Annotated in this window: 27 protein-coding genes, 1 tRNA gene and 2 other RNA genes; 11 read left to right on the top strand and 19 right to left on the bottom strand. The window is 55.4% G+C overall.

The features are described 5' to 3' along the window. Positions 1-13 precede the first annotated feature (13 nt). From rsxB to nth, 8 genes are all read left to right on the top strand, one after another. Complete coding sequence (rsxB, locus tag CFI10_RS07440) at positions 14-610, top strand: electron transport complex subunit RsxB (protein ID WP_091827130.1); 597 nt, start codon at positions 14-16, stop codon at positions 608-610. Continuing rightward, positions 610-2,529 (top strand): electron transport complex subunit RsxC, encoded by a 1,920-nt coding sequence (gene rsxC / locus CFI10_RS07435; protein WP_206841011.1) that lies wholly within the window; start codon positions 610-612, stop codon positions 2,527-2,529. Before rsxB ends, rsxC begins: the two co-directional genes overlap by 1 nt. A gap of 34 nt (positions 2,530-2,563) precedes the next feature. Continuing rightward, positions 2,564-3,619, top strand: a complete 1,056-nt coding sequence (gene rsxD, locus CFI10_RS07430) for an electron transport complex subunit RsxD (RefSeq protein ID WP_206841008.1) — start codon at positions 2,564-2,566, stop codon at positions 3,617-3,619. After that, positions 3,616-4,272 (top strand): electron transport complex subunit RsxG, encoded by a 657-nt coding sequence (gene rsxG, locus CFI10_RS07425; RefSeq protein ID WP_206841006.1) that lies wholly within the window; start codon positions 3,616-3,618, stop codon positions 4,270-4,272. The genes rsxD and rsxG overlap by 4 nt, the downstream gene beginning before the upstream one ends. Further along, positions 4,269-4,970, top strand: coding sequence for an electron transport complex subunit E (locus CFI10_RS07420; RefSeq protein ID WP_206841004.1), 702 nt, complete (start codon positions 4,269-4,271; stop codon positions 4,968-4,970). Before rsxG ends, CFI10_RS07420 begins: the two co-directional genes overlap by 4 nt. 84 nt (positions 4,971-5,054) lie before the next feature. Beyond that, entirely contained in the window at positions 5,055-6,119 is a 1,065-nt protein-coding gene (locus CFI10_RS07415; RefSeq protein WP_242530153.1) for a response regulator, read from the top strand. Next, positions 6,119-7,093, top strand: coding sequence for a GGDEF domain-containing protein (locus tag CFI10_RS07410; protein WP_206841002.1), 975 nt, complete (start codon positions 6,119-6,121; stop codon positions 7,091-7,093). Before CFI10_RS07415 ends, CFI10_RS07410 begins: the two co-directional genes overlap by 1 nt. Positions 7,094-7,125: 32 nt before the next feature. Then, positions 7,126-7,764 (top strand): endonuclease III, encoded by a 639-nt coding sequence (gene nth / locus CFI10_RS07405; protein WP_091827123.1) that lies wholly within the window; start codon positions 7,126-7,128, stop codon positions 7,762-7,764. A 274-nt stretch (positions 7,765-8,038) separates the two neighbouring features. Here nth and CFI10_RS07400 read toward each other — a convergent pair whose 3' ends face one another. The 4 genes from CFI10_RS07400 to nrdA all read right to left on the bottom strand — a co-directional run bounded on the left by CFI10_RS07400 (position 8,039) and on the right by nrdA (position 13,094). Continuing rightward, complete coding sequence (locus CFI10_RS07400; protein WP_206836194.1) at positions 8,039-9,190, bottom strand: IS4 family transposase; 1,152 nt, start codon at positions 9,188-9,190, stop codon at positions 8,039-8,041. 145 nt (positions 9,191-9,335) lie between these two features. Next, positions 9,336-9,602: a class I ribonucleotide reductase maintenance protein YfaE gene (gene yfaE / locus CFI10_RS07395; protein ID WP_091827122.1), complete on the bottom strand. Its 267-nt coding sequence runs from the start codon at positions 9,600-9,602 to the stop codon at positions 9,336-9,338. An 11-nt stretch (positions 9,603-9,613) separates the two neighbouring features. Continuing rightward, positions 9,614-10,744: a class Ia ribonucleoside-diphosphate reductase subunit beta gene (gene nrdB / locus CFI10_RS07390; protein ID WP_206841000.1), complete on the bottom strand. Its 1,131-nt coding sequence runs from the start codon at positions 10,742-10,744 to the stop codon at positions 9,614-9,616. 85 nt (positions 10,745-10,829) lie between these two features. Next, positions 10,830-13,094: a class 1a ribonucleoside-diphosphate reductase subunit alpha gene (gene nrdA / locus CFI10_RS07385; protein ID WP_091827120.1), complete on the bottom strand. Its 2,265-nt coding sequence runs from the start codon at positions 13,092-13,094 to the stop codon at positions 10,830-10,832. A 436-nt stretch (positions 13,095-13,530) separates the two neighbouring features. Here nrdA and CFI10_RS07380 point away from each other — a divergent pair. After that, positions 13,531-13,614, top strand: a tRNA-Tyr gene (locus CFI10_RS07380). Positions 13,615-13,670: 56 nt separating this feature from the next. On the opposite strand, the gene CFI10_RS07375 is transcribed toward CFI10_RS07380, so the two are convergent. Then, entirely contained in the window at positions 13,671-14,351 is a 681-nt protein-coding gene (locus CFI10_RS07375) for a gamma-glutamyl-gamma-aminobutyrate hydrolase family protein (protein ID WP_206840998.1), read from the bottom strand. Next, on the bottom strand, positions 14,324-15,313 hold the full coding sequence (locus tag CFI10_RS07370; RefSeq protein WP_206840997.1) for an amidoligase family protein: 990 nt from the start codon (positions 15,311-15,313) through the stop codon (positions 14,324-14,326). Before CFI10_RS07370 ends, CFI10_RS07375 begins: the two co-directional genes overlap by 28 nt. A 155-nt stretch (positions 15,314-15,468) precedes the next feature. On the opposite strand from CFI10_RS07370, the gene CFI10_RS07365 reads away from it, so the two are divergent. Beyond that, positions 15,469-17,727 (top strand): sensor domain-containing protein, encoded by a 2,259-nt coding sequence (locus tag CFI10_RS07365; RefSeq protein ID WP_242530152.1) that lies wholly within the window; start codon positions 15,469-15,471, stop codon positions 17,725-17,727. 1 nt (position 17,728) lies between these two features. On the opposite strand, the gene CFI10_RS07360 is transcribed toward CFI10_RS07365, so the two are convergent. Both CFI10_RS07360 and CFI10_RS07355 read right to left on the bottom strand, forming a co-directional pair. Then, positions 17,729-18,568 carry an SPFH domain-containing protein gene (locus tag CFI10_RS07360; protein ID WP_175527668.1) on the bottom strand — a complete coding sequence of 280 codons (840 nt, stop codon included), beginning with the start codon at positions 18,566-18,568 and terminating at the stop codon, positions 17,729-17,731. Between the two features lie 60 nt (positions 18,569-18,628). Continuing rightward, positions 18,629-19,081: an NfeD family protein gene (locus tag CFI10_RS07355; protein WP_206840995.1), complete on the bottom strand. Its 453-nt coding sequence runs from the start codon at positions 19,079-19,081 to the stop codon at positions 18,629-18,631. A 195-nt stretch (positions 19,082-19,276) separates the two neighbouring features. On the opposite strand from CFI10_RS07355, the gene nhaB reads away from it, so the two are divergent. After that, entirely contained in the window at positions 19,277-20,788 is a 1,512-nt protein-coding gene (gene nhaB, locus CFI10_RS07350; RefSeq protein WP_206840992.1) for a sodium/proton antiporter NhaB, read from the top strand. A 30-nt stretch (positions 20,789-20,818) separates the two neighbouring features. Here nhaB and CFI10_RS07345 read toward each other — a convergent pair whose 3' ends face one another. From CFI10_RS07345 to CFI10_RS07295, 11 genes are all read right to left on the bottom strand, one after another. Then, the gene (locus CFI10_RS07345) at positions 20,819-22,594 is read right to left on the bottom strand and encodes an SLC13 family permease (RefSeq protein WP_341868548.1); all 1,776 of its coding nucleotides are present in this window, start codon (positions 22,592-22,594) and stop codon (positions 20,819-20,821) included. Positions 22,595-22,726: 132 nt separating this feature from the next. Further along, positions 22,727-23,926 carry a methyl-accepting chemotaxis protein gene (locus tag CFI10_RS07340; RefSeq protein WP_206840990.1) on the bottom strand — a complete coding sequence of 400 codons (1,200 nt, stop codon included), beginning with the start codon at positions 23,924-23,926 and terminating at the stop codon, positions 22,727-22,729. 167 nt (positions 23,927-24,093) lie between these two features. Further along, positions 24,094-24,444 (bottom strand): Mor transcription activator family protein, encoded by a 351-nt coding sequence (locus tag CFI10_RS07335; RefSeq protein ID WP_206840988.1) that lies wholly within the window; start codon positions 24,442-24,444, stop codon positions 24,094-24,096. A 1-nt stretch (position 24,445) separates the two neighbouring features. Further along, positions 24,446-25,027: a gp16 family protein gene (locus tag CFI10_RS07330; RefSeq protein ID WP_206840987.1), complete on the bottom strand. Its 582-nt coding sequence runs from the start codon at positions 25,025-25,027 to the stop codon at positions 24,446-24,448. A 12-nt stretch (positions 25,028-25,039) separates the two neighbouring features. Next, an RNA gene (locus CFI10_RS07325) (hammerhead ribozyme type II) lies at positions 25,040-25,111 on the bottom strand. Then, complete coding sequence (locus tag CFI10_RS07320) at positions 25,110-25,409, bottom strand: HU family DNA-binding protein (protein ID WP_206840985.1); 300 nt, start codon at positions 25,407-25,409, stop codon at positions 25,110-25,112. The genes CFI10_RS07325 and CFI10_RS07320 overlap by 2 nt, the downstream gene beginning before the upstream one ends. A gap of 12 nt (positions 25,410-25,421) precedes the next feature. Next, positions 25,422-25,484: hammerhead ribozyme type II (locus CFI10_RS07315), an RNA gene on the bottom strand. A 25-nt stretch (positions 25,485-25,509) separates the two neighbouring features. Continuing rightward, positions 25,510-26,196, bottom strand: a complete 687-nt coding sequence (locus CFI10_RS07310) for a DUF2786 domain-containing protein (RefSeq protein WP_206840983.1) — start codon at positions 26,194-26,196, stop codon at positions 25,510-25,512. Position 26,197: 1 nt separating this feature from the next. Then, positions 26,198-26,371 (bottom strand): hypothetical protein, encoded by a 174-nt coding sequence (locus tag CFI10_RS07305; RefSeq protein ID WP_206840981.1) that lies wholly within the window; start codon positions 26,369-26,371, stop codon positions 26,198-26,200. Further along, the gene (locus tag CFI10_RS07300) at positions 26,368-26,628 is read right to left on the bottom strand and encodes an HU family DNA-binding protein (RefSeq protein WP_206840979.1); all 261 of its coding nucleotides are present in this window, start codon (positions 26,626-26,628) and stop codon (positions 26,368-26,370) included. Before CFI10_RS07300 ends, CFI10_RS07305 begins: the two co-directional genes overlap by 4 nt. Continuing rightward, positions 26,625-26,897, bottom strand: a complete 273-nt coding sequence (locus CFI10_RS07295; RefSeq protein WP_206840977.1) for a hypothetical protein — start codon at positions 26,895-26,897, stop codon at positions 26,625-26,627. The genes CFI10_RS07300 and CFI10_RS07295 overlap by 4 nt, the downstream gene beginning before the upstream one ends. Between the last annotated feature and the right edge of the window lie 2 nt (positions 26,898-26,899).

Below are 26,899 nucleotides of genomic sequence, written 5' to 3'. Positions count from 1 at the left end.
GGCGGAGACAACGATGACGACCGTTATTACCGCTATTCTTATCCTGTTTTGCCTCGCCGTCGTGTTCGGCGTGATTCTGGGTTATGCCTCGGTACGCTTTCGTGTCGAGGGCAATCCGATCGTGGATCAGATCGATTCCCTGTTGCCACAAACGCAGTGTGGCCAGTGCGGCTACCCGGGCTGTCGCCCCTACGCGGAAGCGATCGCTAATGGTGAGGCGATCAACAAGTGCCCGCCCGGTGGTCAAAGCACCATTGAAGCGCTGGCTGACCTGCTCGATGTGGAAGCGGTGCCGCTGGATGCCGAACATGGCGAAGAACAGGTCAAAAAGGTTGCCTTTATCCGCGAAGATGAATGCATCGGCTGCACCAAGTGCATTCAGGCCTGCCCCGTGGACGCGATTCTCGGCGCCGCCAAGCAGATGCACACCGTCATCGTCGACGAGTGCACCGGCTGCGACCTGTGTGTTGAACCCTGCCCCGTGGACTGTATTGATATGATTCCGGTGGAAACCACCATTACCAACTGGAAATGGCCCTCGCCAACCGAGTCCTCCAGCCTGATCGCGACCGACCGTGGTCGCGGCGCCGAACAGCAGGAGGCACACTGATGGGCAAGGTATTTGCGTTCCACGGTGGCGTGCACCCGCCGGAAAACAAGAAGCAGTCCACCCGAACCCCGATTGCCCAAGCGCCGCTGCCGAAGATGCTCTATATCCCACTGCAGCAGCATATCGGCATTGCCGCCAACCCGGTGGTCAATGTGGGCGATCGTGTACTCAAGGGACAGTTGATTGCCGAACCGGTCGGCCGTATCAGCGCATCGCTGCACGCGCCTACCTCAGGCATTGTGCGCTCAATCGGGCCACACCCGGTGCCGCATGCATCAGGCCTTGAGTCTGACTGCATCACGCTGGAAACCGACGGTCAGGATGAGTGGATTGAACACCAGGGCCTGCAGGATTACACCCGGCTGGAGCCCTCGGTTCTGATCGAGCATATCCGCCAGTGCGGCATCGCCGGCATGGGCGGTGCTGGCTTCCCAACCGATGTGAAGCTGCATCTGGGTGATGACCATATCGTCAATACTCTGATCATCAACGCCGCCGAGTGCGAACCCTATATCACGGCTGATGACATGCTGATGCGTGAGCGTGCCGCCGACATTCTCAGCGGTATTCGCATCATCAGCCACCTGTTGCGCCCGAGCCATATCATGATCGGCATCGAGGACAACAAGCCGCAGGCAATCCACGCATTGGAAGCGGTACTCAAGGGTTGCGAGCTGAATATTGATATCCGCGTCGTGCCCACCAAATACCCTTCGGGCGGTGAACGCCAGCTGATCCAGCTGCTCACCGGACTGGAAGTGCCAAGTGGTCGCATCCCTGCCGATATCGGCATCGTGTGCCAGAATGTGGGCACGGCAACCGCCATCCATCGTGCGGTACATTTTGGCGAGCCGCTGATTTCGCGTATTGTGACCGTCACCGGCGACGCCGTGGCCAAGCCGCAGAATTTTGAAGCCCTGATCGGCACCCCCTTTGCCGACCTGCTGGAGGCCGCCAACCTGTATGAAGGCCGTCTGTTCAGGCTGGTGATGGGCGGGCCGATGATGGGGGTCACGGTCGCGCATGATCAGATCCCTGTGATCAAGACCACCAACTGCATCATTGCCGCCAGCGATGAGGAAATGCCACAGGCACCACCTGAGCAGCCCTGCATCCGCTGCAACATGTGCGAGCAGGTCTGCCCCGTGACACTGCTGCCGCAGCAGCTGTACTGGTTCTCCAAAGGGCGTGAGTTCGACAAGGCGCGTAATCACAACCTGTTCGACTGCATCGAGTGCGGCGCCTGTGCCTATGTCTGCCCCAGCAGCATTCCGCTGGTGCAGTACTATCGCTTTGCCAAATCCGAGATTCGTACCGAAGAAGCCGAACAACGCAAGGCTGACCATGCGCGTCAGCGTTTTGAAGCCCGTCAGGCGCGACTCGAACGTGAGCAGGCCGAGAAGGAAGCACGCCGCAAGGCACGAGCCGAAGAGGCTGCACGGGCACAACAGTCTCGCAAGAATACCGAAGCAGAGAAGGCCCAGTCAGCATCTGACAGCGCCGCTCCGGCAGCCAGTGCTGCACCAGACCTGAAGCAACTGAAAACCGCTGCAGCGGTTGCCCGTACCAAGCTGAAGAAGGCCCGTGACGCCTTCAAGAACGCTGAAGACAAGGGACTGGATGGCATCGATGCCCTGCGCGCCACCCTGACGGACCTGGAGCAGAAATCAGAAGAAGCCGAGCAGGCCTTTAAGGCAGCTGAGCAGGCAGAGGCCGCTGCCGCCGCCGAAAAGGGCGTAGATCTCAAGCAGCTCAAGATTGATGCCGCCATGGCCCGCGCAGCGGTGACCAAACTGGAACGCGCACTGACCAAGACGGAAGACGAACAGGCACGTCGGGAGATGGAAACCGAACTGGTGGAAGCCCGCAAGAAATCCGACGCCCTGAACCAGAGCCTGAGCGAACACTCGCCGGCCTAAACCCAACTGATACTTAAGACAGGATCGCACACCGATGTCACTGATCCGACTGAGTTCACCTCATGTCTACAAGGCCAACAGCACCGCCAATGTGATGCGACTGGTGATGCTGGCCATGCTGCCCGGCATTCTGGCCATGACCGTCTTTTTCGGCTGGGGCACTGTAATCCAGATTATCTGGGCCGGCCTGCTGGCACTGGGATTTGAAGCTGTAATACTCAAGCTGCGCAAGCGCCCGGTGCTGTTTCACCTCAACGATGGCAGCGCCATTGTCACCGCCATGCTGCTGGCCGTGGCGATTCCTCCCTTCGCGCCCTGGTGGATGACACTGGTCGGCGTGTTTGTTGCCATTGTATTGGGCAAGCACCTTTACGGCGGTTTGGGACAGAACCCGTTCAATCCTGCGATGGTGGCCTATGCCCTCCTGCTGATCTCGTTCCCGGTGGAAATGACACGCTGGACCGCCCCCTTCGTACTCAATGGCGACGGCTGGCAGATAGCGCCGTTCCTCGACACGTTGAAGGCCATCTTCGCCGCCGCCGACAACCTCTGGTATGACAGTTTTACCGGAGCGACCCCTCTGGATGAAATCCGCCACCGTGGCGGCCTGACCACCGAAGAAGCCTGGCGCCAGTCCACCGTATTGTCACAAGGCATCGGCGCCTGGCACGCAGTCAGTGCCGCCTGGCTGATGGGCGGCATCTTTCTGCTGTACCGCAAGGTGATCACCTGGCACGCACCCATCTCCATGCTGCTGGCACTGACCCTGTGTTCAAGCATGTTTTTCGGTTTTGATCCCGACAACTATGCTGACCCCTTCTTCCACCTCAGCACCGGTGCCACCATGCTGGCGGCGTTCTTCATCATTACCGACCCAGTCTCAAGCGCGACCAGTAACCGTGGACGGATAGTGTTCGGTGCCAGTATTGGCATCCTGATTTTCATTATCCGTACCTGGGGCAACTATCCCGATGGTGTGGCCTTCGCGGTTTTGCTGATGAATCTGGCGGCGCCCTTTATCGATATCTATACCCAGCCACGCAGCTATGGCCATAACAGGGCCAAAAAGGGACAGGGAGGCAAGGCATGAACGAAGTCTTTCAGGCCATTCGCAGTAACGCCCTGGCCATCGGCATTTTCGCGATCGTAACAGCGGCTGTCATCGCCTTCACTCAGCTGAGTACACGCGAGAGAATCGCGCACAACAAGGCCGAATTTCAGGCTCGTGCCTTGTATGAAATCGTGCCTCGCGAGATAGATCCCGATCTGCTGTCGCATGAGATTCAGCTCAGTGCCGCGCCTGAGCTGGGCTACCCTTCCGGCAGCATAGGCTGGCAGGCAATCAATTCCGGCGAGGTAGTAACTGTACTGCTTCCGGTGATTGCACCGGATGGCTACAGCGGCAACATCGAGCTGCTGATCGGTGTGAATGCCGACAGTTCGCTCGCCGGTGTACGCGTCCTAAGCCACAAGGAAACACCGGGGCTGGGTGACAAGATCGAGCTGGCCAAATCCGACTGGATTCTGGCTTTTGAGGGGGCTCACATGGCGGTTAATCGTGACGAGAACTGGGCGGTTAAAAAAGACGGTGGCAGATTTGATCAGTTCACCGGCGCTACTATCACGCCACGCGCGATCGTAAATGCCACCGCCCGCACAATCGAGTTTTTCCGGGCTCACCGCGCACAGTTGCTGCAACCCGTTACTGCTGACGCCGCTTCTGCGGCAGGAGTCACACAATGAGCGTCGACTACCGCAAGATTACATTGGACGGCCTTTGGACCAACAATCCGGCACTGGTGCAACTACTGGGCCTTTGCCCCCTGCTGGCCGTCACCGCCTCCGTAGTGAACGCCCTTGGCCTTGGCCTTGCAAGCACATTGGTACTGGTCAGCTCAAACCTGACTGTATCCGCTTTCCGCAAACTGGTGCCGGAAACCGTACGCCTACCGATCTTCGTAATGATCATTGCCTCTTTCGTGACGGCGATCGAACTGCTGATGCAGGCATTCACCTATGAGCTTTACCTGATTTTGGGCATCTTCATTCCATTGATTGTGACCAATTGCGCCATCATGGGCCGTGCCGATGCCTTTGCCAGCAAGAACCCGGTGCGCGCCTCAGTATTGGACGGCCTGATGATGGGCGTCGGCTTCACCGCCGTATTGGTCCTGCTGGGCGGTATGCGCGAGCTACTGGGCACCGGCGCGCTGTTCAGTGACATGCACCTGCTGTTCGGCGAAGCCGCACGCAACTGGAAGTGGCTGATGTTCGAGGACTACCCAGGCTTCCTGTTTGCCATTCTGCCACCGGGTGCTTTTGTTGGCCTTGGACTGCTGATTGCGCTGAAGAACATAATCGATGCGCGCCTGGAAGAACGCCGCAAGCAACAGACTCCCAAAACCTTGACGGGTAGCAAAAGGGTACGCGTTACCGGTTGATGACACTTTTTACTCATTGAAACCCAAACCCTTTTTCATTAACCTCGGCCAAACCTGCATCATTTTCGATCAACAGGAGCCAAGGTGGGCAAACCGCTATCCGTCGTAATCTGTGATGATTCCCGCCTCGCTCGCAAGCAGATGGAGCGAGCGCTGAAACAATGGAATGTGGACATTACACACGCCAGCCATGGCCTGGAGGCACTTGAGGCGATCAGGGCCGGCAAGGGTGAGCTGCTGTTTCTCGACCTTAACATGCCGTTGCTGGATGGCTACCAGGTACTGGAACGCATCCGTGCCAATGACCTGCCCACTCTTACCATCGTTGTATCCGGCGATATTCAGCCGGAAGCCCGTGAGCGTGTGATTCAACTCGGCGCACTTGATTTCATCCGCAAACCGCTGGATACCGACCTGCTGACCCAGTCTCTGCGCTCATTCGGCCTGCTCGAAGAACTTGCCGAACGCCCCGCCGACACCGTAAATGATGCAGTTGAAACCGATCTCGAAAGTGCACGTCCACAGCCACTGAACCGCACTCGCGGCCTGGGCCTCGACCCGGTATCGCAGGCATTTGAACTGACCGAGAGCTACCAGGAGCTGGCTAACGTCGCTATGGGCCAGGCAGCCGACCGCCTTGCACGGCTGTTGAAGGTCTTTATCGAATTGCCGATCCCCCACGTACAGTTGGTTGAGCTGTGTGAATTCGACATGGCGTTGCATCAGGCGACTGGAGACAATCCGATCACCACTATCTGTCAGGGCTTTATCGCTCCAGGCATCGCCGGTGAAGCCTTGCTGATGTTCAGTGACTCCAGCAGTCAGGATCTGGCTTATATGCTCGGCCATGAAGGTGAAATCACCGACCAGGTCGAACGCGAATTGATGATGGATATCGCCAACCTCTTGATCGGCGCCTTCTTGAACGGGCTTGGATCACAGCTGGATCTGAGTTTTGGCCAGGGCTCGCCACTGATTCTGGGCCAGCACTGCAGTATACCGAACCTGCAACAGAACAGCCGCTGGACGCGAACACTAAGCATCGACATCGGTTACCGGATCGAGGGGCGCGATTTGAGTTGTGACCTGCTGCTGCTGTTTACCGAAGATTCACTTCCGGCCATGAATGAATTAGTGAGGCATCTGTGATGATCAACCCGCCGGAGCACATACTGAGCGTGGATGAGTTCCATTGGCAACTGGGACTCCTGCAACACTTGGATGTGGGCCTGATTGTGTTGGATGCCGACCACCGCGTTCACCTCTGGAACAACTTCATGACCAACCATTCCGGTGTACGTGATGCCATTGCTTACGGCAAACGACTGGAAGACCTGTTCGATGACTTCCCCGGACAATGGTTTCAGCGCAAGCTTGAAAGCGTCTTCATGCTTCGCAATCGTGCCTTTATCACCTGGGAAGAGCGCCCTTACCTGTTCCGCTTCAAGCCGTACCACCCTATTACGGGACTGGCTGAGTTCATGTATCAGAACGTGACATTGATTCCGCTCTCCTCTCCCAGTGGCAAGATCGACCATGTCGGCATTATGATCTATGACATGACGGCCGCCGCCATGAGCCAGCTGGGGCTGCGTGATGCCAACGCCGAGCTCGCACTGCTGAGTCGCACAGACAGACTCAGTGGTCTTGCAAACCGAGGCTATTGGGAAGAGTGCCTGCGACAGGAGTATGAGCGCTTCCGCCGAACTCAGACCCCCTCAAGCCTGGTCATGATGGATGTGGACCACTTCAAGGCGATCAACGACACTTACGGCCACCAGGCCGGTGACGAGGTCATCCGTATCCTGTCCGAAACCCTGCGCCACCATGCACGTGCCACGGATACGCCGGGCCGTTATGGCGGCGAGGAGTTCGGCGTTCTGCTGGTCAACACCACAGCCACCAACGCCATGGTGTTCGCCGAACGGGTTCGCCGTGCAATTGAGATGCTGGAAGTAAGGCACGGCCCCAACCGTATACAGTTTACCGCCAGCCTTGGCATTTCTCAGCTTGGCAACCAGCATCAATCCCATGAAGAGTGGATGCGAGATGCCGACACAGCGCTGTATTACTCCAAGGAGAATGGCCGCAACCGTACCACCTTGGCCGAGGATCTGGAATAATCGCAGTTTTGCCCGTAACCGGACAGACCGCGATGAATGCCGACAAGCGATACCAGATTTTCAGCCGCCTGCAGGCCGAAAACCCCAACCCTGAAACCGAACTCGAATACAGCAACGCCTTTGAGCTGCTGATTGCCGTCATGCTGTCGGCACAGGCAACCGATGTCAGCGTCAACAAGGCTACCCGCAAGCTTTATCCCATCGCCAATACGCCTGAAGCCATTCTGGCCCTCGGAGTGGATGGTGTGAAGCAGTACATCAAGACCATCGGTCTGTTCAACACCAAGGCCGAAAACGTCATCAAGACCTGCCGCATTCTGATCGAAGAGCACAACAGCGAAGTCCCTCAGACACGCGCCGAGCTGGAGAAGCTGCCCGGTGTTGGCCGCAAGACTGCCAACGTGGTCCTCAACACGGCGTTTGGCCAGCCCGCCATGGCGGTAGACACCCATATCTTTCGCGTCGCCAACCGCACTCGTATCGCCCCAGGCAAGACCGTACTGGAAGTCGAACGAAAACTGCTGCGCCATGTACCCAAACCTTTTCTGGTGGATGCACACCACTGGCTGATCCTGCATGGACGCTATGTCTGCACGGCACGCAAGCCTCGTTGCGGTGCCTGCGTGATTGAAGATTTATGTGAATACAAGCAGAAAACGGAGCTCGAATAGCCCCTTTCGTTACCCACAATTTCTGTGGATAAAACTGTGAGTACTATTGGGAAGAATGGCTCAATCCAGCGTAATTCGAGGCCTTCAGCAAATTGGTAAGAAAAACGTCAGCTTTCGATCAAATCCATAAAAAACAATAGCTTACATATGTCAATAGAGCAATACGTCTTCGCTGAAACGGGTTATGCACCGGCTTCAGTCAGTGCGCCTCAGGCATGTGTACAAGTTCAAAAAAAAAGCGCCCTGTCAAGCACTGCTGTCCCATAGTTTTTGATCATAAAGGGATCCTCATTTGAGGGTCCCTTTTTTCTGGCTTTAGTGAAGGAGGATTAAGTAGCGCCCAAAGGGGTATGCGTTCGAACAAGCTCACCTGAAGTGTTCGCATTATGCGTTGTACGCTCCAGCCTTGCCGGGCGCTGTGGCGAGCAAACGAGAGCAGTAGATAGCAGATCATGGCGATCCAGATCTGCGTCAGCACAGCATTCTTACTGTTACCTAAAAACGCCTTTATCTTCAGGTTTTGCTTGAGTGCTTTGAAGAAGAGTTCCACCTGCCAACGATCCTTATAGATCGACGCAATTGTCGTCGCGGCCAGCTTGAAGTTGTTGGTGATAAAGCGGAAGTGTTTACCGCTTTCCGGGCAGTTATACCCCACCAATCGAAGCGTGGGTGCGCCCTGTTTTTGCGCGTGCTGACTGCTCAACTCAATCACTTGATCGTACTCAACCGACGTCTCGGCACGTACTGGATTCGATTTCTGCACCTGATAAACAGCTTTGGGTCTCAGTCGCGTGACAAAGCTAACCTTTTGTTTTGTTAGCTCTCCATACCAGCGGTAATCAACATAGCCCTTATCAAAAGCCACGATACTGCCTGCCGGAAAGGTGAACTGGCGCCCCTGAATCAAATCGCCTTCCCGTCCATCACTGAGCGCAACGAACTCGGGAATTAAGCTGGCGTTGTTCAGGCCAGTATGCAGCTTTACACCAGCTTTTGACTGATGGATTTTTGCCCAGGGGAAAATATTCAATGACAGATCGATGGTGCTGGCATCGAGTGAATAAAGTGGATTTTTGAAGCGAAATTTATGCGCATTTGAACGCACAGAACAGCGCTGCAAAAGCTTATAAAAGATGGCCTCATAGAGCTCGGCAGGCTGCTGCTCATTGAGGCGGGCGAGGGTTGAGCGAGCAATCGGCTTGGCTCCGAGGTGGTAGAGTTTATGCCGCTGACTGGCGAGGCTAGACTCGATGTCGCGAAGACTTTGTCGGCCAGAAATCTGGGACATCGCAATGCCAATGAACTGATCCCAGCGTGAAGCTGAACGGAGCTTTTGCCCCACATGATGCTCACGAGCCGTTCGCTCAAAATCGTGTCTGGACAAAGGCTGGAGCAACTGATGAAACGCGGTGTTATGATGAGACAAAGCCTGAATCCTTTGTGAGTAGAGTGTTTGGTCGCACTCTCATTTTACTCACTTGGATTCAGGCTTTCTCATTTGCTGCCATTTATGGGACAGCAGTGCCCTGTCAAGGCGCTTCTTTCACTTCATGTCGATTTTGTGACCCGGTTCAATCTTCGGGCAATTCAATCTCGATATGTGTCTTCGGTCGGCAACAACAGGTGAGTATTTCATCGCCCTGAAGATCTACCAGACTATCCTGCACATACTCCACTTCACCATCCAGCAGGCGCACTTTACAGCAGCCACAGTAACCACCCCGGCAGTTGTAGGGGGCAGGAATCTCCTGTGACTCAAGCGCATCCAGCAGAGAAAACTCATACTGATAGAAGAATGTGTGGTAATTGCTGACCTTGATTCGTGGAATACCTGACATGCGTCCCTCGCTTACAGGTCAAAGCCGTCAAAATCGTCACTGCCGACATCATTGTCGATCTGTCCGACCAGATAGGAACTGATTTCCGCTTCCTGAGGCGCCACCTGCACGTTGTCACTGACCAGCCAGCCATTCATCCAGGGCAGCGGATTCTGCCGCGCCGGGAAGATTTCATTCAAGCCCAGTGCCTTCATGCGTACGTTGGTGATGTACTCGACATAGTCGCCCAGAATACGTGCGTTCAAACCGATCATGGAGCCTTCACTGAACAGATACTCGGCCCACTCCTTCTCCTGCTGCGCCGCCTCACGGAAAATGGCGTAAACCTGTTCCTCACATTCAACCGCGATCTGTTTGAAGTCCGCGTCTTCCGCCCCTGATGCCATCAGATTAAGCATGTGCTGGGTACCGGTCAGGTGCAGTGCCTCATCACGCGCAATCAGCTTGATGATCTTGGCATTGCCTTCCATCAGGGCACGTTCGGCAAAGGCAAAGGAGCAGGCAAAGCTGACGTAGAAGCGGATCGCTTCCAGTACATTCACCGAAACCAGCGTCAGATAAAGTTTTCTCTTCAAGTTGTACAGTGAAGCATCGTAGCTGACGCCGTTGATCTGGTGTACACCAGCACCATGCACGGAGTAGACACTGACCAGCTGAATAAATTCGTCATACAGCCGGGTAACCGTTTCGGCCCGCTTGATGATTTCCGGATTGGTCACGATGGTGTCAAACACCTCAGACGGCTCGGTAATGATATTGCGGATGATATGGGTATAGGAGCGGCTGTGAATGGTCTCGCTGAATGCCCAGGTTTCAAACCAGGTTTCAAGCTCCGGCAGAGACACTACCGGCAGAAACGCCACGTTGGGCGAGCGCCCCTGAACCGAGTCCAGCAGAGTCTGGTACTTCAGGTTGCTGAGAAAGATGTGCTTCTCATGGTCCGGCATGTCCATGAAGTCCTTGCGATCGTTGGTCAGATCGACCTCTTCGGGACGCCAGAAGAAAGAGAGCTGTTTTTCGATCAACTTTTCGAAGATCGGGTATTTCTGTTTGTCATATCGCGCCACATTGACCGGGCGACCGAAAAACATCGGTTCACGTGTGGCGTCGTGGTTACTCGGACTGAAAGTGGAATATGACATCGGTGCTTTCCTGAAAAAAACAAAACCTGATCAGGCGCTCACCGGTTGTGAGCGCCTGTTGAAACATGAACATCAGAGGGTCTGATCAGAGCTTGCAGGCTCCGCCTTCACAACCACCGTCGTCAGCCTGATCAGAGGCGCCGTCACGGGTGTTGTGGTAGTAAAGGGTCTTTACACCGTTCTTGTAGGCTGTCAGCAGATCCTGAAGCAGCTGCTTCATCGGCACCTTGTCGCCCGGGAACTTGGACGGGTCGTAGTTGGTGTTGGCCGAGATCGACTGGTCAACAAACTTCTGCATGATACCCACCAGCTGCAGATAGCCGGTGTTGTTCGGGATGCTCCAGAGCAGTTCGTACTGGTTTTTCAGTTCAAGATACTCGGGCACCACCTGTTTCATGATGCCGTCCTTGCTCGCCTTCACCGATACAAAACCACGTGGCGGCTCGATACCGTTGGTGGAGTTGGTAATTTGGGAGGAGGTTTCGCATGGCATCAACGCCGTCAGTGTGCTGTTACGCAGACCGAACTCGCGAATATCCTCGCGCAGCGTCTCCCAGAAGTAGTGCAGTGGTTCCTGACAGTAGTCGTCGACATCACGCTTGTAGGTGTCAGTCGGCAGCAGACCCTTGGCGTAGGTGGTCTCGTTGAATTTCGGGCAAGGCCCCATCTCCTTGGCCAGCTGGTTGGATGCCTTGAGCAGATAGTACTGAATCGCCTCGAACGTACGGTGCACAAGGCCGTTGGCACTGCCATCAGAGTAACGCACACCGTTTTTGGCCAGGTAGTAGGCAAAGTTGGTAACGCCCACACCCAGCGTACGTCGTGACATCGTAGCGTTGCGGGCGGCCGGGATCGGGTAGTCCTGGTAGTCCAGCAGACTGTCCAGCGCACGCACGATCAGATCCGCCAGGTCTTCCAGCTCATCCAGGTTGGCCAGCGCACCCAGGTTGAATGCTGACAGGGTGCAGAGTGCGATCTCGCCATCGGGGTCATTCACGTCTTTCAGCGGCTTGGTCGGCAGTGCAATCTCCAGACATAGGTTGGACTGCTTCACCGGCGCCACGGCCGGGTCAAACGGGCTGTGCGTGTTGCAATGGTCTACATTCTGCACGTAGATACGACCGGTAGAGGCACGCTCGGACATCATCAGCCCAAACAGCTCAACCGCCTTGATGGTCTTCTTACGAATCGACTCATCCTGCTCGTACTGCACATAGAGACGTTCAAACTCGTCCTGATCAGCAAAGAATGCTTCATACAGCCCCGGTACTTCATGCGGACTGAACAGGGTGATATTGCCACCCTTAATCAGGCGTTGATACATCAGCTTGTTGATCTGCACCCCATAGTCGATGTGACGTACGCGGTTCTCTTCAACACCTCGGTTGTTCTTCAACACCAGCAGGGATTCAACCTCCAGGTGCCAGATCGGATAGAACAATGTGGCTGCACCACCACGCACCCCACCCTGAGAGCAGGATTTGACGGCAGTCTGGAAATGCTTGTAGAACGGTATGCAGCCGGTATGGAATGCTTCACCGTTACGGATCGGGCTTCCAATGGCGCGAATGCGGCCCGCATTGATACCGATTCCGGCACGCTGGGACACATACTTGACGATAGCCGCGGCTGTGGCATTGATGGAGTCAAGGCTGTCATCGGCTTCAATCAATACGCAGGAGCTGAACTGGCGTGTTGGAGTACGCACCCCAGCCATGATCGGCGTCGGCAACGACAGCTTGAACAGGGATGTCGCGTCATAGAACCGCTTAACGTAACCCAGCCGTGTTTCACGCGGATAATTGGAGAACAGGCAGGCCGATACCAGCATGTACAGCTGCTGCGGGCTTTCGAAAATCTTGCCACTGACACGGTTTTGGACCAGATACTTGCCTTCAAGCTGTTTCACGGCCGCATAGCTGAAGTTCATGTCACGGCTGTGGTCAAGATAGGCGTTCAGCTCGTCAAATTCTTCACGGCTGTAATCTTCAAGCAGGTGACGGTCGTAACGGTTGTCTTCGACCATGCGCACAACGTGGTCATAGAGATGCGGCGGCTCAAAGTCGTTGAAGGCCCGTTTACGCAGATGGAAAATCGCCAGACGTGCAGCCAGGTACTGATAGTCGGGAGCCTCTTCCGAAATCAGATCGGCAGCTGACTTGATCAGCGTTTCATGAATATCCGAGGTTTTGATGCCCTCGTAAAACTGAAGGTGAGCACTGAGCTCAACCTGAGAAACCGAAACGTTTTCGAGCCCTTCGGCAGCCCAGATTATCACGCGATGGATCTTCTCCAGGTCGATCGGCTCGCGGCGTCCATCACGTTTGGTAACCATCAGATTCTGCTGCATATGACGCTCATCCCAGTTTCAGTCAGTGTTGTCGTTCAGGCGTGATGCTGCCTGTATTCCCTGAAGCAGCCCGCCCAGCCCGGCCCGTGGCTGTGACAGCATGTGTCGCTATCAGTACGCACTCTATGAGAACGCCTGATCACTTTTTAGACGGAAAGCACTATATATAGTGTGGCACTGCTTACAGGGCACTAAATATAGATATTAGAGGAAAGATTTCAATCTTGATTTTCAGCCGTTTGGAGTGTAGCCAGCGCCGGCTGGCGGCCACAAATGCGGTATGGCAGGGGCTACAGGGGAGCGAGCTCGAAAATGAGTTTTTTTCATATGAAAAACCATCATCAAGAAAAAACTGCATAGCCTAAAAAGCCTGATCAATCTCAGGAAAGTGCGGCTTTACAAGCACCGGCGTGATCATTAGAATGCGCAGCTCTTTGGTGGGGTTCCCGAGTGGCCAAAGGGATCAGACTGTAAATCTGACGCGCGAGCTTCGGTGGTTCGAATCCACCTCCCACCACCATCTGATTCAAACGAAAGAGCCCTGCCCTAACCGGTGGGGCTTTTTTGTTTTCGCCGTCAATTTTGTTTTTCCACCTGTGCCATCTCAACCAGCCAACGAAACAGGCGCAGTTGTGACGGCAGGTAAAACAGATACTCCGGGTGCCACTGCACGCCGATAATCGGCTGTCCTGACGTTGACTCTACCGCCTGTGTCAACTCATCCAGATCGCGCCCTACCACCCTGAGCCCATCTCCGGGTACGCGTACCGCCTGATGATGCAGACTATTCACACGCAGCTTTTCGCGCTCGCAGATACGCGCCAGTGCCGAGCCCTGTTCCAGCCGTACTTGCTTGGTGGGCAACAGCCCGGGACGGTTATAGGTCAAACGGCGCAGGTGACGAATGTCCTGATACAACAGCCCCCCCAGCACCACGTTGATCAGCTGAGAGCCACGGCAGATGCCCAACATCGGCAAACCGGTATCCAGCGCATGATGAATCCAGCGCATCTCCAGCTCATCCCGCTCCGGATCGAGTCGCACCGGCTCACTCAGCTCACCACCATAATGCTCGGGGCTGATGTCATCACCGCCCCCGATGATCAGGGCATCGACAGCAGTTTCGGGTACCTCATGGCGTACACTGACCCGCACCGCCTCCGCGCCTGCCAGACGCAGCGCCAATCGGGTGCACCACCAAGAGGGCGACCAGCGCCGACTGTTACCGGTTACTGCCACCCGCGTTGCTGCAGCCATCCATCCACCTGTAGAACCCACTGTTTTCGATTGACTCCCAGCAGAGGCCTGTAAGCCTGCAACCAGGCCTGACTCAGCTCGGCTCTCGCTTCAGCGTCCGCCGCCAACTGCTCAACCACCCACCACTTGTTCCATTCGTTTGCCAACGACCAGGCCGGGTTTTCAATCTCACAGTTGGGCAGGCGATAGTGAAATGCTGGCCGAGACTTGATGCGATCATCCGGCACTTTCGCCTGCACTCGATCAGCGTCGAGATGCGACAGCAGGGGCAGCAGGTCAAGCGCCCGATTGCGGGTGGCGTTATGCGTAAGGTAATGCTCGAACAGCCAGTCAAGGTCAGTATCTGGAGCCTCCAACAGCTCACGAATGAAAGCTTCAGGGTACAGGTCAACATAGGGGGAGATCTTGCGGGCAATATTGACCGCATGAGACTCAACCAGCCACCACTGCAGCAGGCTATAAGCCACAACATAGGCCATGATGGTTTCGGCATCCAACGCGGGCAGTTCCGCATTGATATGCACACCCAAAGCCGCCACAAGCGAGTCACTGGTCCCCTTCGCTCCGGAGCGGCGCAGCATATCAACCAGTGCATCCAGCTCGTCCAGTTTATCCAGCGGCAAGGGTGGGCAAACAACCTCGACCGGAACCAGCAATGCAGCCGCCTGACTGACCATTCCGACCCATTCGGGTTCGGGCTGATCCGAATCAGTGGCCTGCTGCGCCTCGGCGGCCGTGCGCTTGAGCAGAGCCCAATCCAACTCCAGGTTATAGCTGCCCGAATCAGTTTTCAGCTTGCGTTCGGCGGCCGAGACCTGTTCCACCTCGGCCTTCAGCACCTGCTGCATCGCCACCAGCGCTTCATCCACATTGAGCCCGGTAAACTCAAGCTCAAACCCGATTCGGCGCATCTGGCCGTCATCCCTGTTAATCACCGCTGGCATGCGAAACGCCGTTGGCATGGGCTACCTCCAGTTGTCAGGCAGTGTTCATTTCACCCTAACGCAAGTATTGCTCCATGCAAAGACTCTGTAATCGGCTTTAGTGCTATGCAGTATCTGCCAGCTTCGTGCTAGTCTTGCACTAACAGGTAATTCAGGACCGGTTTGAAACGGTAATGACAAACGATAACAACAAGCCTACACACGACAGCCGCAACAACCTCACTCTGCCAAGCCAGCAGGAGTTGATGAGGATTCTGAACGAACAGCGTGTCGTACTGGACAACGCCAGTGTTGGCATCTGTTTTATCCTGCAGCGCCAGATTCAGCGCTGCAATCAGCGCTTTGCCGAAATTTACGGCTACGACAGCGCCGACCAACTGGTTGGCACCAGCAGCGAACAGCTGTATCCAGATAACCTCAGTTTTCGCAAGCTCGGCGTTGAAGCCTATCCCTCTCTTGCCCGAGGCGAGCGTTTCAGTACCGAACTGCAGATGCGCCGCGCCAGCGGCAAACCGTTCTGGTGCCGCGTTACCGGCAAAATGATCGACCCTTCCAGTCCCGAACAGGGCTCCATCTGGATCGTTGACGATATCGATCAGCAGCGTCATGCGGCAGATTCACTGGAACAGATTACGCGTCAACAGCAATTGATTTTGGACCATGCCATGGTGGGCATCGTCTTCCTGCACAACCGTCATGTCGCCAGCTGTAACCGGCGTTTTGCCGAGCTTCTGGGCTATGAAACTGACGAACTGATCGGCGTCAGTTCCCAGCTCTGGTATGCCGACAAGTCGATCTGGCAAGCGGCGGGAGAGCGTTACAATGCGGTGCTGTCTTCAGGCCGCGCCTTTGAAGCAGAGATGGAATTGATCCGCAAGGATGGTACCCGGTTCTGGTGTGACGTTCGCAGCAAGGCGGTAGACCCGAACGACCTGAGCAAGGGCGGCATCTGGATCATCATGGATATTTCCGACCGCAAAGCGACCGAGGCGGCTCTGGTCACCGCTCGCCAGCAGCTGGAGCAGCGAGTTGAGGAACGCACTCGTGAGCTGGAACAGGTGGTCTCCAGCCTGCACCGCGAGATAGAGGAGCGCAAGATTGCGGAAGAGCGCATCCGCCATCTGGCTCAGCACGATAGCCTCACAGGCCTGCCAAACCGAGGCCTCTTCGAGAGCCGACTGCAAGAGCAAATCGCACAGGCCGAGACCCGTCAAGATGCGCTGGCAGTCCTATTCGTAGATCTGGATCGCTTCAAGCACATCAACGACTCCCTCGGTCATCACGAAGGCGATATGCTCTTGCGCAGCCTGGCCGAGCGACTGCGACAGGCAGTGGGGCAGCAAGGTACCCTGTCACGCATCGGTGGTGATGAGTTTGTCATCATGCTCAATGACATCAAGCCGCGCAGCCGCATTGAACAGCTGATCATGCGCATCCAGGCGGCACTGGTGCCGGTTTTTCGGGTGGGGGTACAGGAGTTCAGAATTTCTTCCAGCATCGGTGTGGCGGTTTACCCGGAAGACGGCCATACGCCTCAGGCACTGATTCAGCATGCCGATGCCGCCATGTATCGTGCCAAGGCGAACGGTCGCAACCGGTACCACTTTTACAATCACCGACTCGATAATGAGCAAAGTGAACGCGTTGAGCTGGAAAATGCGCTGTTCCAGGCCCTGCGCCACGAGGAGTTTGAGCTGCACTATCAGCCTCAAATCGAAATTCAGAGCGGTCGCATTATCGGCGTTGAGGCATTGATTCGCTGGCAACGGCCAGGCCACGGCATGGTATCACCCGCGAATTTCATTCCGCTGGCTGAAGAGAACGGACTGATCACAGAGATCGGCAGTTGGGTACTGGAGCGCGCCTGTGCCCAGCTACAGCAGTGGCAACAGCAAGGGCTTGACCTTCGGGTGTCGGTCAATTTGTCGGCACCTCAGCTGGACGATGCCAATTTTTGTGACAAGGTAGCACGCTGCCTCAAGCGCTACCGGCTTGACCCCAGCCAACTTGAGCTGGAGCTGACCGAAAGTATCATCATGAAACATGTGGACCAGACCATCCGACTGCTGGAGCAACTGGATCAAATGGGGGTTCACCTGAGCGTAGATGATTTCGGTACCGGCTACTCAAGCCTGAGCTACCTCAAGCGTTTCCCGCTTAACAAGCTCAAGATTGATCAGTCCTTCGTGCGTGAAATCTGTGTTGATCCCGATGATGCCACCATCTGTCGCACCATCATCTCCATGGCAGACAACCTTAACCTGACAGTCATTGCTGAGGGGGTTGAAGATGCCGATCAGCTGGCCATGCTGGCCGAGTTTGGCTGCCATCAGTATCAGGGCTACTTTTTCAGTCGCCCGGTACCGGCAGAACAGATTCCTGATCTGTTTGACAATACCGAGCAGCCGGAGCGGTGGAACTACCAGATCTGAGCTACTTGCTCATGCCACCCATAATGCCTCGGACAGCCGCCGGGATATCGCCGGGCAGCAGTACGATCTTGGCATTCTCACCCGCTGACATCTCCTTGATCGCATCCACATACTTTTCACCAAGCAGGAACATCACCGGCAATTCGTTGCCCTGGATCGCTGAGGTCACCTTTTCGATGGCAGCCTGACTGGCTTCCGCCAATACCACCTTGGCCTCGGCATCACGACGCGATGCTTCCAGCCGCCCTTCCGCTTCCAGTATGGCTGCGGCCTTTTCGCCTCCGGCTCGGGTGACAGTGGCGCGGCGCTGACGTTCGGCTGCCGCCTGCTCTTCCATCGCTGTCTGCATGGTCTGGGACGGATTGATATCCTGAATTTCGACCGTTTTCAGGGTAATGCCCCAGTCAGCAATATCGTCGGAGATCGCGCCCTTGAGCTTGGCCTTGATACTGTCACGATTGGACAGAGCCTCGTCCAGATTCATCTCGCCTACAATAGAGCGCAGCGACGTCTGCACCAGATTCTGGATCGCAAAGCGGTAGTCCTCAACACCGTAGACCGCCTTTTCCGGCGACACGATATTAATGTAGGCCACAGCATTGGCGATGATCACCGCATTATCGAGCGTGATCACATCCTGTGAAGGAATATCCAGCACGATATCCTTGGTCGTCACCTTGTAGGCCACGGTATCAATATAGGGGAAAATGATGTTCAGCCCTGGTCCCAGCGTCTTGTGGTACTTGCCCAGCCGCTGCACCACATGCTTACTGCCCTGAGGCACAATCTTGACACCCAGAAACAGGGTGACTACTACCAAAGCCAGAAATACTCCAGCCATTGTCAATCCATCGATCAGCATCCGTTTATCCTCATGCAATCACTTGAAGGTTTGGTTGTATCAGCGTTTTCTGACAATCAGAGTGTTGCCGGAAATTTCCGTTATCACCACTCGATCACCCACTTCGACCGGCTGCTCACAGATGAACTCCCATTCATCATCACCCAGTACCGGTGTGGTAAATCTGACTCGCCCTCGCCGCTCGGCTTGCGGGGCTTCTATCACCTGCCCGGTTTCACCCAGTACCGCCTCACGTGAAATACCGGCTTTGGTTCGGTCTCGCATCATGGGTCGCAACAGTCGAAACCAGGCCAGCGCAAACAGACCCGACCCGATCGCCCACAGTACCAGCTGCAGGTTCAGTGTAAGCTCAGGCAGCAACCAGACCATCAGCGCCATCAGCAGAGCACCAAGCCCAAACCAGAAAATGGTAAAGCTGGGCACCACCAACTCGGCCAATATCAGCAGCATGCCAAACACGACCCAGTGCCAGTATTCGATCTGAAACTCCATGATGCGTCCTTGTATGGAAAGAGGTAAAAGGGATTATGCAACGCCTGCCATAGCAGGTCGATATGATTAGCACTAATTGAGGATGCTCTGATATTACGCAGGTGCAGCAATATTATTAAACCCGGCGTATAATTCGCCGCGATAAAAACAACTCAAACTGCATGACAGCCCTTACGGCTGAGAGAGAAACCTGCCATGTCGACGAGCACACCCGGTGCGCTGGCGCACAATTTTCTGGGCAATGCCCCTGCCTGGTACAAGCAGACAATTGTACTCTTCCTGATCATCAATCCGGTTTGTCTCTGGCTGTTTGGCCCTCAGGCGACCGGCTGGCTGCTTATCGCTGAATTTATTTTCACACTGGCCATGGCACTCAAGTGCTACCCGCTGTTGCCTGGCGGATTGCTCGCCACCGAGGCCCTGCTGTTGGGCATGACCTCACCTGAAACCCTCTATGCAGAGATTCAGACCAATCTGCCGGTCATTCTACTGCTGATGTTCATGGTGGCCGGGATCTATTTCATGAAGAGCCTGTTGCTGGTGACCTTTACCAATATTCTGCTGCATGTGCGCTCCAAGTACCTGTTGGCGCTAATGTTCAGCATGACCGCCGCCCTGCTCTCCGCATTTCTTGACGCACTCACCGTCACGGCCGTCATCATCAGCGTAGCGGTGGGCTTCTACTCCGTTTACCACAAGGTAGCTTCCGGCAAGGGACATCAGCACAATACACACGACCACGGCAGCGATCAGGAAGTGGTTGACCTGCATCGGGATGATCTGGAAGGCTTTCGCGCCTTTCTGCGCAGCCTGCTGATGCACAGCGCCATCGGTACCGCCCTGGGGGGCGTATGTACGCTGGTCGGCGAACCACAGAATCTGCTGATCGCCAAAACAGCCGGCTGGGATTTTGCCGACTTCTTTATCAAAATGGCCCCCATCTCCATGCCGGTACTGGCGGCCGGGCTGATCACTTGCGTGCTGCTGGAGAAATTTAAGCTGTTCGGCTACGGCGTCAAGCTGCCCCGTCCCGTTCTGCAGGTGCTGAAGGAGTTTGCCGATGCCGAGCGCGCCAAGCGTACCCAGAGCCAAAAAGTCGCACTGATCGTTCAGGCAGTTGCTGCCGCCATACTGGTCGTCGGACTGGCCCTGCACTTGGCGGAAGTAGGACTTATCGGCCTGCTGGTGATCATCCTGATCACCTCTTTTAACGGCGTAACCGACGAGCATCAGATCGGCAAGGCCTTTCAGGAAGCACTGCCCTTCACATCACTGCTGGTGGTCTTCTTCGCCATTGTGGCAGTCATTCACGAGCAGCACCTGTTCAGTCCAATTATCGCGGCAGTACTGGCACTGCCGCCAGAGCAACAGCCCGGCATGTTCTTCCTCGCCAACGGCGTATTGTCGATGATCTCCGACAACGTGTTCGTCGCCACGGTTTATATCAGCGAAATCAAGCAGGCACTGGATAACGGCGCTATCAGCCGCGAGCATTTTGATCGTCTGGCAGTGGCCATCAATACCGGCACCAACCTGCCCAGCGTTGCCACGCCCAACGGCCAGGCCGCGTTCCTGTTCCTGCTGACCTCGGCCATCGCACCACTGGTACGGTTATCATATGGTCGAATGGTGATAATGGCTCTGCCTTACACCGTGGTGTTGGGCGGGGTAGGCCTGCTGTCGGTGATGCTGTTCATCAAAGCCTGAAGGCTTTGCGCTCGCCCTGAGGCGAGCGCATCAACGCACCAGCGGCCAGCCCAGCAGCAATGTGGTCAGCGTAACCGCACCGATCAGCAGGTTCATGGGCACTCCAACTTTGAGAAAATCACTGAACCGATAGCCACCGGGACCGTACACCATGAGGTTGGTCTGATACCCAAGCGGGGTCGCAAAACTGGCTGAAGCGGCAATCATGATGGCAAAAATGAACGGCTCATGTTGCAGACCGGCACGTTCAGTCACCTCCAGTACGATCGGTAACATCAGAACGGCAGCAGCATTATTGGTGATGATTTCAGTCAGGATGGACACAGCCAGGTATGTCAGCAACAACAATAGCCAAGGCGTGCCTGCACTCAGGTCGACAATGGCATGGGCGATCCAGCCTGATACACCGGTTTTCTGCAGCGCCGCCCCCAGTGCAAAGGACGCTGCGATGGTCAAAATTACGGTCAGATCGAGGCTCTTTTCCGCCTGAGATACACTGCAGCAACCGGTCACTACCATTAAACCGGCACCCACCAGCGCCGCATTGAGCATACTGGTCGCACCTGTACCGGCGGCAAGCACAATCGCGGCCAGAATACCCCAGGCCAGCCAGGCACGCTCATGCCGTGGCTGGGACTTGTTTAGGTCGTTAATCAACAGGAAATCCTTGTTGTAGCGCTGGCGACTCACAAAGGCCGGGCGTGCTTCAAGCAGAAGAGTATCCCCTGCTTCCAGAACGATATTGCCCAGGTTGCCCTGTACCCGCTCCCCATTGCGTGCTACTGCCAACACAACAGCACCGTAGCGATCCCGAAAACGGGCATCACGGATTGCGTGGCCGACGGCGTCACAGTGAGGTGACACCACCGCTTCAACCAGACTGCGTTCGGCACGGTCCAGGTTGAGCGTATCGGAATGGCCGTTTTCCGGCGAAGGGATGATTCCATTGATGCGCAGCAGGTCTGAAATGGCCTCGGTATCGCCGGCAAACACCAGTCTGTCACCGTCGCGCAGCTTTTCTTCGGACGGCACTGCGGTCACGATATTGCCGTTGCGCTCAATTTCGACCAGATAGACCCGATCAAGACTGCGCAACCCCGCCTGCTCCACGCTTTGGCCCACCAGCGGCCCACCGGGCGCCACAGCCACTTCAAGGGTGAACTCACGTAGATTGGCAAAAGCGCGTTTTTCGCTGCGATCCGGCAGCAGACGCGGAAATACCAGCCAGATAAATGCCAGGCCAACCAGTACCACCGGCAGCGCAACGGCGGTAATCGAGAACAGCGACAGGCCGGCTTCACCGGTCAGTTCCTGGTACTGACCGTTCACGACCAGATTGGTGCTGGTTCCGATCAGCGTCAGCGTACCGCCCAGAATGGCACTGTAGCTGAGCGGAATCATCAGTTTGGATGCGGGAATATTGATCTTGCGCGACCAGGCATGGATCGCCGGAATCATGGTCGCCACTACGGGGGTGTTGTTAAGAAAGCCGCTGAGCAGCACCACCGGCGCAAAGATGCGAGCCAATGCACCACGCACCCCTTTTGGTTTGCCCAGTACACGGTTGACCAGCATGTCGACACCGCCGGAAGAGTGAATTCCGGCCGCTACTACAAACATGCAGGCAACGGTTATCAAGCCAGAGTTGGAAAAGCCGGACAGGGCCTCACTGGGGCTCAGCACGCCACTGATACTGAGCAGTGCCAGCACCGCCATCATCACGATGTGCGGCCCTATGCGCGTCAGTATCAGTACGGCCAGTGCCGTAACCATCAAACTCAGTGCAAACCAGCCCTGCCACTCCACAGCGATAACCCGTATCCGTTAAAAACCACCAAGATACAGGGTTATTTTGATTCTATAAAAGAATAATAAATAACAAATTTATTCATTTAAAGAATATAAATTATCAACTTGCCGCGCTGCCTCTAACACACCTCAAGCATCTACCGAAGTCTTGAAACGGGCGATCAGGCCACGCATGGAGTCCGATTCCTGACGCAGGGCGTTGCTGACTTCCCGTGCGCTGCCAACGCTGGCCACCAGCGAATCGGCACTCTCTTCCAGCGCCTGTGCCCGGCGGCCTACACGGCCGGTTTCATCACGCTGAGTCGCGATTGCATCACTGATACCGGAGCTGTGACTCTCCAGCTCTACAAACTGCTCCTGCAGCCGCTCCAGGAACGCGCGCAGGGCCGAAATATGGGATCGGTTTTGACTACCGGCATCACGCATGCCACCCAGTTGTTGCTCGACCTCTTTTACACCGGCCACCAGCTCTTCCACCCACTGACGTATGTCACGGGTGGAATCCGAGGTGCGCTGTGACAGTACCCGGACTTCATCTGCAACCACGGCGAAGCCTCGCCCATGCTCACCGGCACGAGCAGCCTCAATGGCAGCGTTCAAGGCCAGCAGGTTGGTCTGCTCGGCAACATCTGCAATGATGCTGATTACTTGGCTGATACGCCCGCTGGATTCGGTCAGGGTTGTAATCGACTCGCTGACCCGGTTGATAATACTGACCGCGTGATCTGCTGCCTTCTCGCTGCTGAGGATGCCCTGCTGTGCTTCCGCATTGGCTGCCAGTGCTTCACGGACTGTATTGGCGGACTGCTCGCTGGCCGCTTCGATGGCAGTGGACTGATTCGCGATGTTGTTCATGGACTGGTTTACATCATCAATCAATCGACGCGTTTGCGTTGACGTGCTGTGAAGGGTTTCCGCCTCCCGATCCAGCTGAGCAGAGCGTTCGGTCAGACCGCTGGCAGCCGTTCGGACGTCACCAACAAAGTGCTCGAACCGTTGCACCAGACCACTTAACGCCCGATTCACGCCGGCCACTTCATCATTGCCTTCGACCATTGGCACACCGCTCAAGTCACTGTTGCGATCCATGGCGCTCAGGTCCCGCTCCATGCGCTGCAGACGCAGGATGACGGTATGACGCAGCCAAAGTGTCATGCTGACAACGATCACCAGAAACAGAATTGAGCCACCAAACAGATAATTCTGCTGACTTGCAAGAAACGTCAACAGTTCCTCTGCGGCCAGGGACAGTCCATCGCGACTGGTTTGCTGGCGCTCAGCAATCGCCTTGAGCATGGGCTCCAGTGCCGGTACCAGATCAAAGTCCACCACCTGTCCGACGCGGTAGTAGCTTTTTTCACCGATGCTGTTCAGGGGTGAGATAAATATCCAGGGTATGTGAGAAAAATGTGGGATTGGGCGGGATGCGTCGACACGGAGTGGTATGAGAATTTGAAAAGGATTTTCAGATAGCGGAAGGGCCGAGAGGGGCCGGATCAGAACAGCGCATGCTGATCCGGGTCACCCTTGGCGCGAATGCGTTTTATGACTTTATATATACCACGAACAGTCATGTTGAATTTACGAGCAAGTACATGATGATTTCGGCCATCAAACTCGGCATAAATCTCCTGGTCACGCATAGTGACATAATAATGATGGTCCATAGGGAATGTGAAGTTTTGCCCTCCCCAGTTCTGTGCTAAATGATCAGCCAGCGCTGCCCCAGCCTGGTCTGCCACCGCAGCATCGATACCAAACTCCTGCAATACGGATTTAACTTGGGCGTGCACATCCTCCAAGAGCTCATGACGGCGTCCCCCCATTGTTGAATCATCGCGAGACATATCAAACCTCCTTCTGGATCAGTAGGCTGAGCAGTTGTTCTAGGGCTTTACGGTTGCGTTTCCAGCCTTTTCTGGGTCTGTAGTCGCGCTCGATGTCAGCCTCGGTGATGCTGAGACGCAGCATTTCACGCTCCACACCCGCCCATAGTGATCGTTTTTCCTGCTCCACATGCAGTGCAGCAATCACCGCCTCAAAATGTTCGCGACGCTTGAGCCAGCCCATACGCTCAATGCTGAACTGGCGCTTGGCGATCGCATCCGCGTAGCTCCAGGGCAGCTGCATATCGGCCAGCTGTGCTTCGATCTTCTGTAGCATGGGGGTCGTCTCGATGTTTTGAGGCGTGCCTGGGTGGCGTGCCACCTGCTGGCGTGGCTTCCCTTGAAAGCCGAGCTTACGTAATTGATCCAGAACGATGCCGCACTCTTTGGCATTGAGATCAGCCGCGCTTCGTTTACCTGACTTTTCACCGCTGCTGGTCCAGCTCTCAAGCAAATCGCGGTAAATGTCATCATCCAGCCCCAGCTGCTTTTTGGCGATGTGGATCTGGGCCAGAGCGGCTTTGCGGTTATCGTGCTTTTTCATGGTGTCTCCGGTTTATGGCTGCTCATCAGTACCCAGCCACCACGCTGGATAGACCTGCCCGGATCAACCGGACAGGTTTCGCTTACTGCTTAGGATTCAGGCTGTCTTTCAGCAGTTTGGATGCTGAGAAACGCAGGCCTTTGTGGGCAGCAATTGTCATTGGCTCACCCGTAGCAGGGTTGCGCCCTTGGCGAGCTGCGCGATCGCTCACGCTGAACTTGCCGACACCGTGGAAGATGAATTCACCATCCTCGGCCAATTTCTTGCGGCAGAGATCTGAGAACACATCAAGAAAAGCTTGTACATCGGCTTTACTGACTGCTCGGTCGTAGTGAGTTTTCATGGCCTGGGTCATGGCGTCTACCTGGTCAGATTTGCGCATTAGATTTCTCCTTGTTGGCTGCTCATCAGTACCGGACAACCACGCCCGGCATACGCCCTGACGGGCGTTTCGCTTAATGCTGCTGCCATCACTGCATTCACTACTGCAACCTCTTTGGCTGAGCTGCTCCAGACATGCCAGGATTTAATCGAGCGGACGCACCAGCTTGGGCCCCAAGTAAAGATGCCTTGTAGTCGTTGTGAGCCAACTTGTCGGTACGGCTGATTGCTTTCCCTTCCCCCAGCTGGCCATAATTAGAGGCTTTCCACTGTGTTATCAGCTCCGAATGGCGTGCAGGCACCTGAAGGTTTTGGACCTTTTGACGTGCCTTCAGAACCCATGACTCAGCAAATAGGTCGCCACGCCTTACCTTCGTTGCTCGCTTACAGCGCTTCAACGTGGCCAAATACGCTTTGCGATCCCGGTCCAACTGGCGTCGAAGCACGTCGAAGGTATATCCCGCCAACTCCGGTGCTTCCTCTACACCTATAAACCGAACATTGCTCACAAATCGGCCAAAGCTGTAGACACTTTCATGAACGGCATCGACGCCAAACGCATCTTTGATCATGTTGATCAGCATATGCTGATACATCGGAAGCGAGCGGTTGTTACTGATTTTCTGCGTTTTCGACTGGATTGCTGACAGCTCAACATCAGTGCTGGTAAGCCCGTGCATTTCCATCAGCTTCTGTGCCTGACGCATCGCAGCCGATGCCTCATGCTCATTGCTGGATGCGGCGAGTGCGAGGCACTTCTTGATCTTTGCGAGTAATTTTTTATCCATATCACACCCCATCCGGTCGTGAGTGAATCAGGCCCATCATCCAGCGGATGGCGTCGCAAACACCTTCTTCGTAGGTACCGCTTTCGTGGTCGGTGGTGCCGCCATCTACATGCTCCTCACTCCAGGCAAGCAGCTCATGGACTTCGCTTTCAGTCACTGGCAGTTGAATGCTCATGAGTTCAATGCCTCCCGTGCGCTGTTGTGCTGTCGGAACCGGATGGCCGACTCGCCGCTGGGTTTATAACCTTTATCGAACATGCCAAAGCCCTCGATCTGGACAGCCTTATCCTGCGCGACAGCAGTCACTACAATGTGGCCGAACGCCCGCAGGGCTTGGTAGGCTTGGTGCTCGGTCATCTGTACTTGGAAGGCCAGAGTTTTGGCTAAATCCTCAAGGGTGATGACACCGGCATACTGTCCGTTATCGTTCATATGTCTTCTTCCCCTGGCTCTGACCCAGTTAGAGATTGGATTTGCTGAATAGCGTCCTCGCACTCTTTACCCATCCCGTGAAGAGACAAGGTCTCAAGTGCGATATCGACGACCTGATTCAGCTTTTCTTCCGTAGCATCCAGCTGTTTGAACACATCATGAACAGATGCTGACACTATCCGTCCGGACAAAATCTCACCGCCAAAATTGAAATTTGGGTATTCGAGTTCATCCGGTATTTCGATGCCAATGGTTATAAATTTGGGCATGG

The organism is Marinobacterium iners (assembly GCF_017310015.1).
GTDB lineage: Bacteria > Pseudomonadota > Gammaproteobacteria > Pseudomonadales > Balneatricaceae > Marinobacterium > Marinobacterium iners.
The sequence above is the reverse complement of the archived record's forward strand: the minus strand, read 5'-3'. Positions and strand labels throughout refer to the sequence as shown.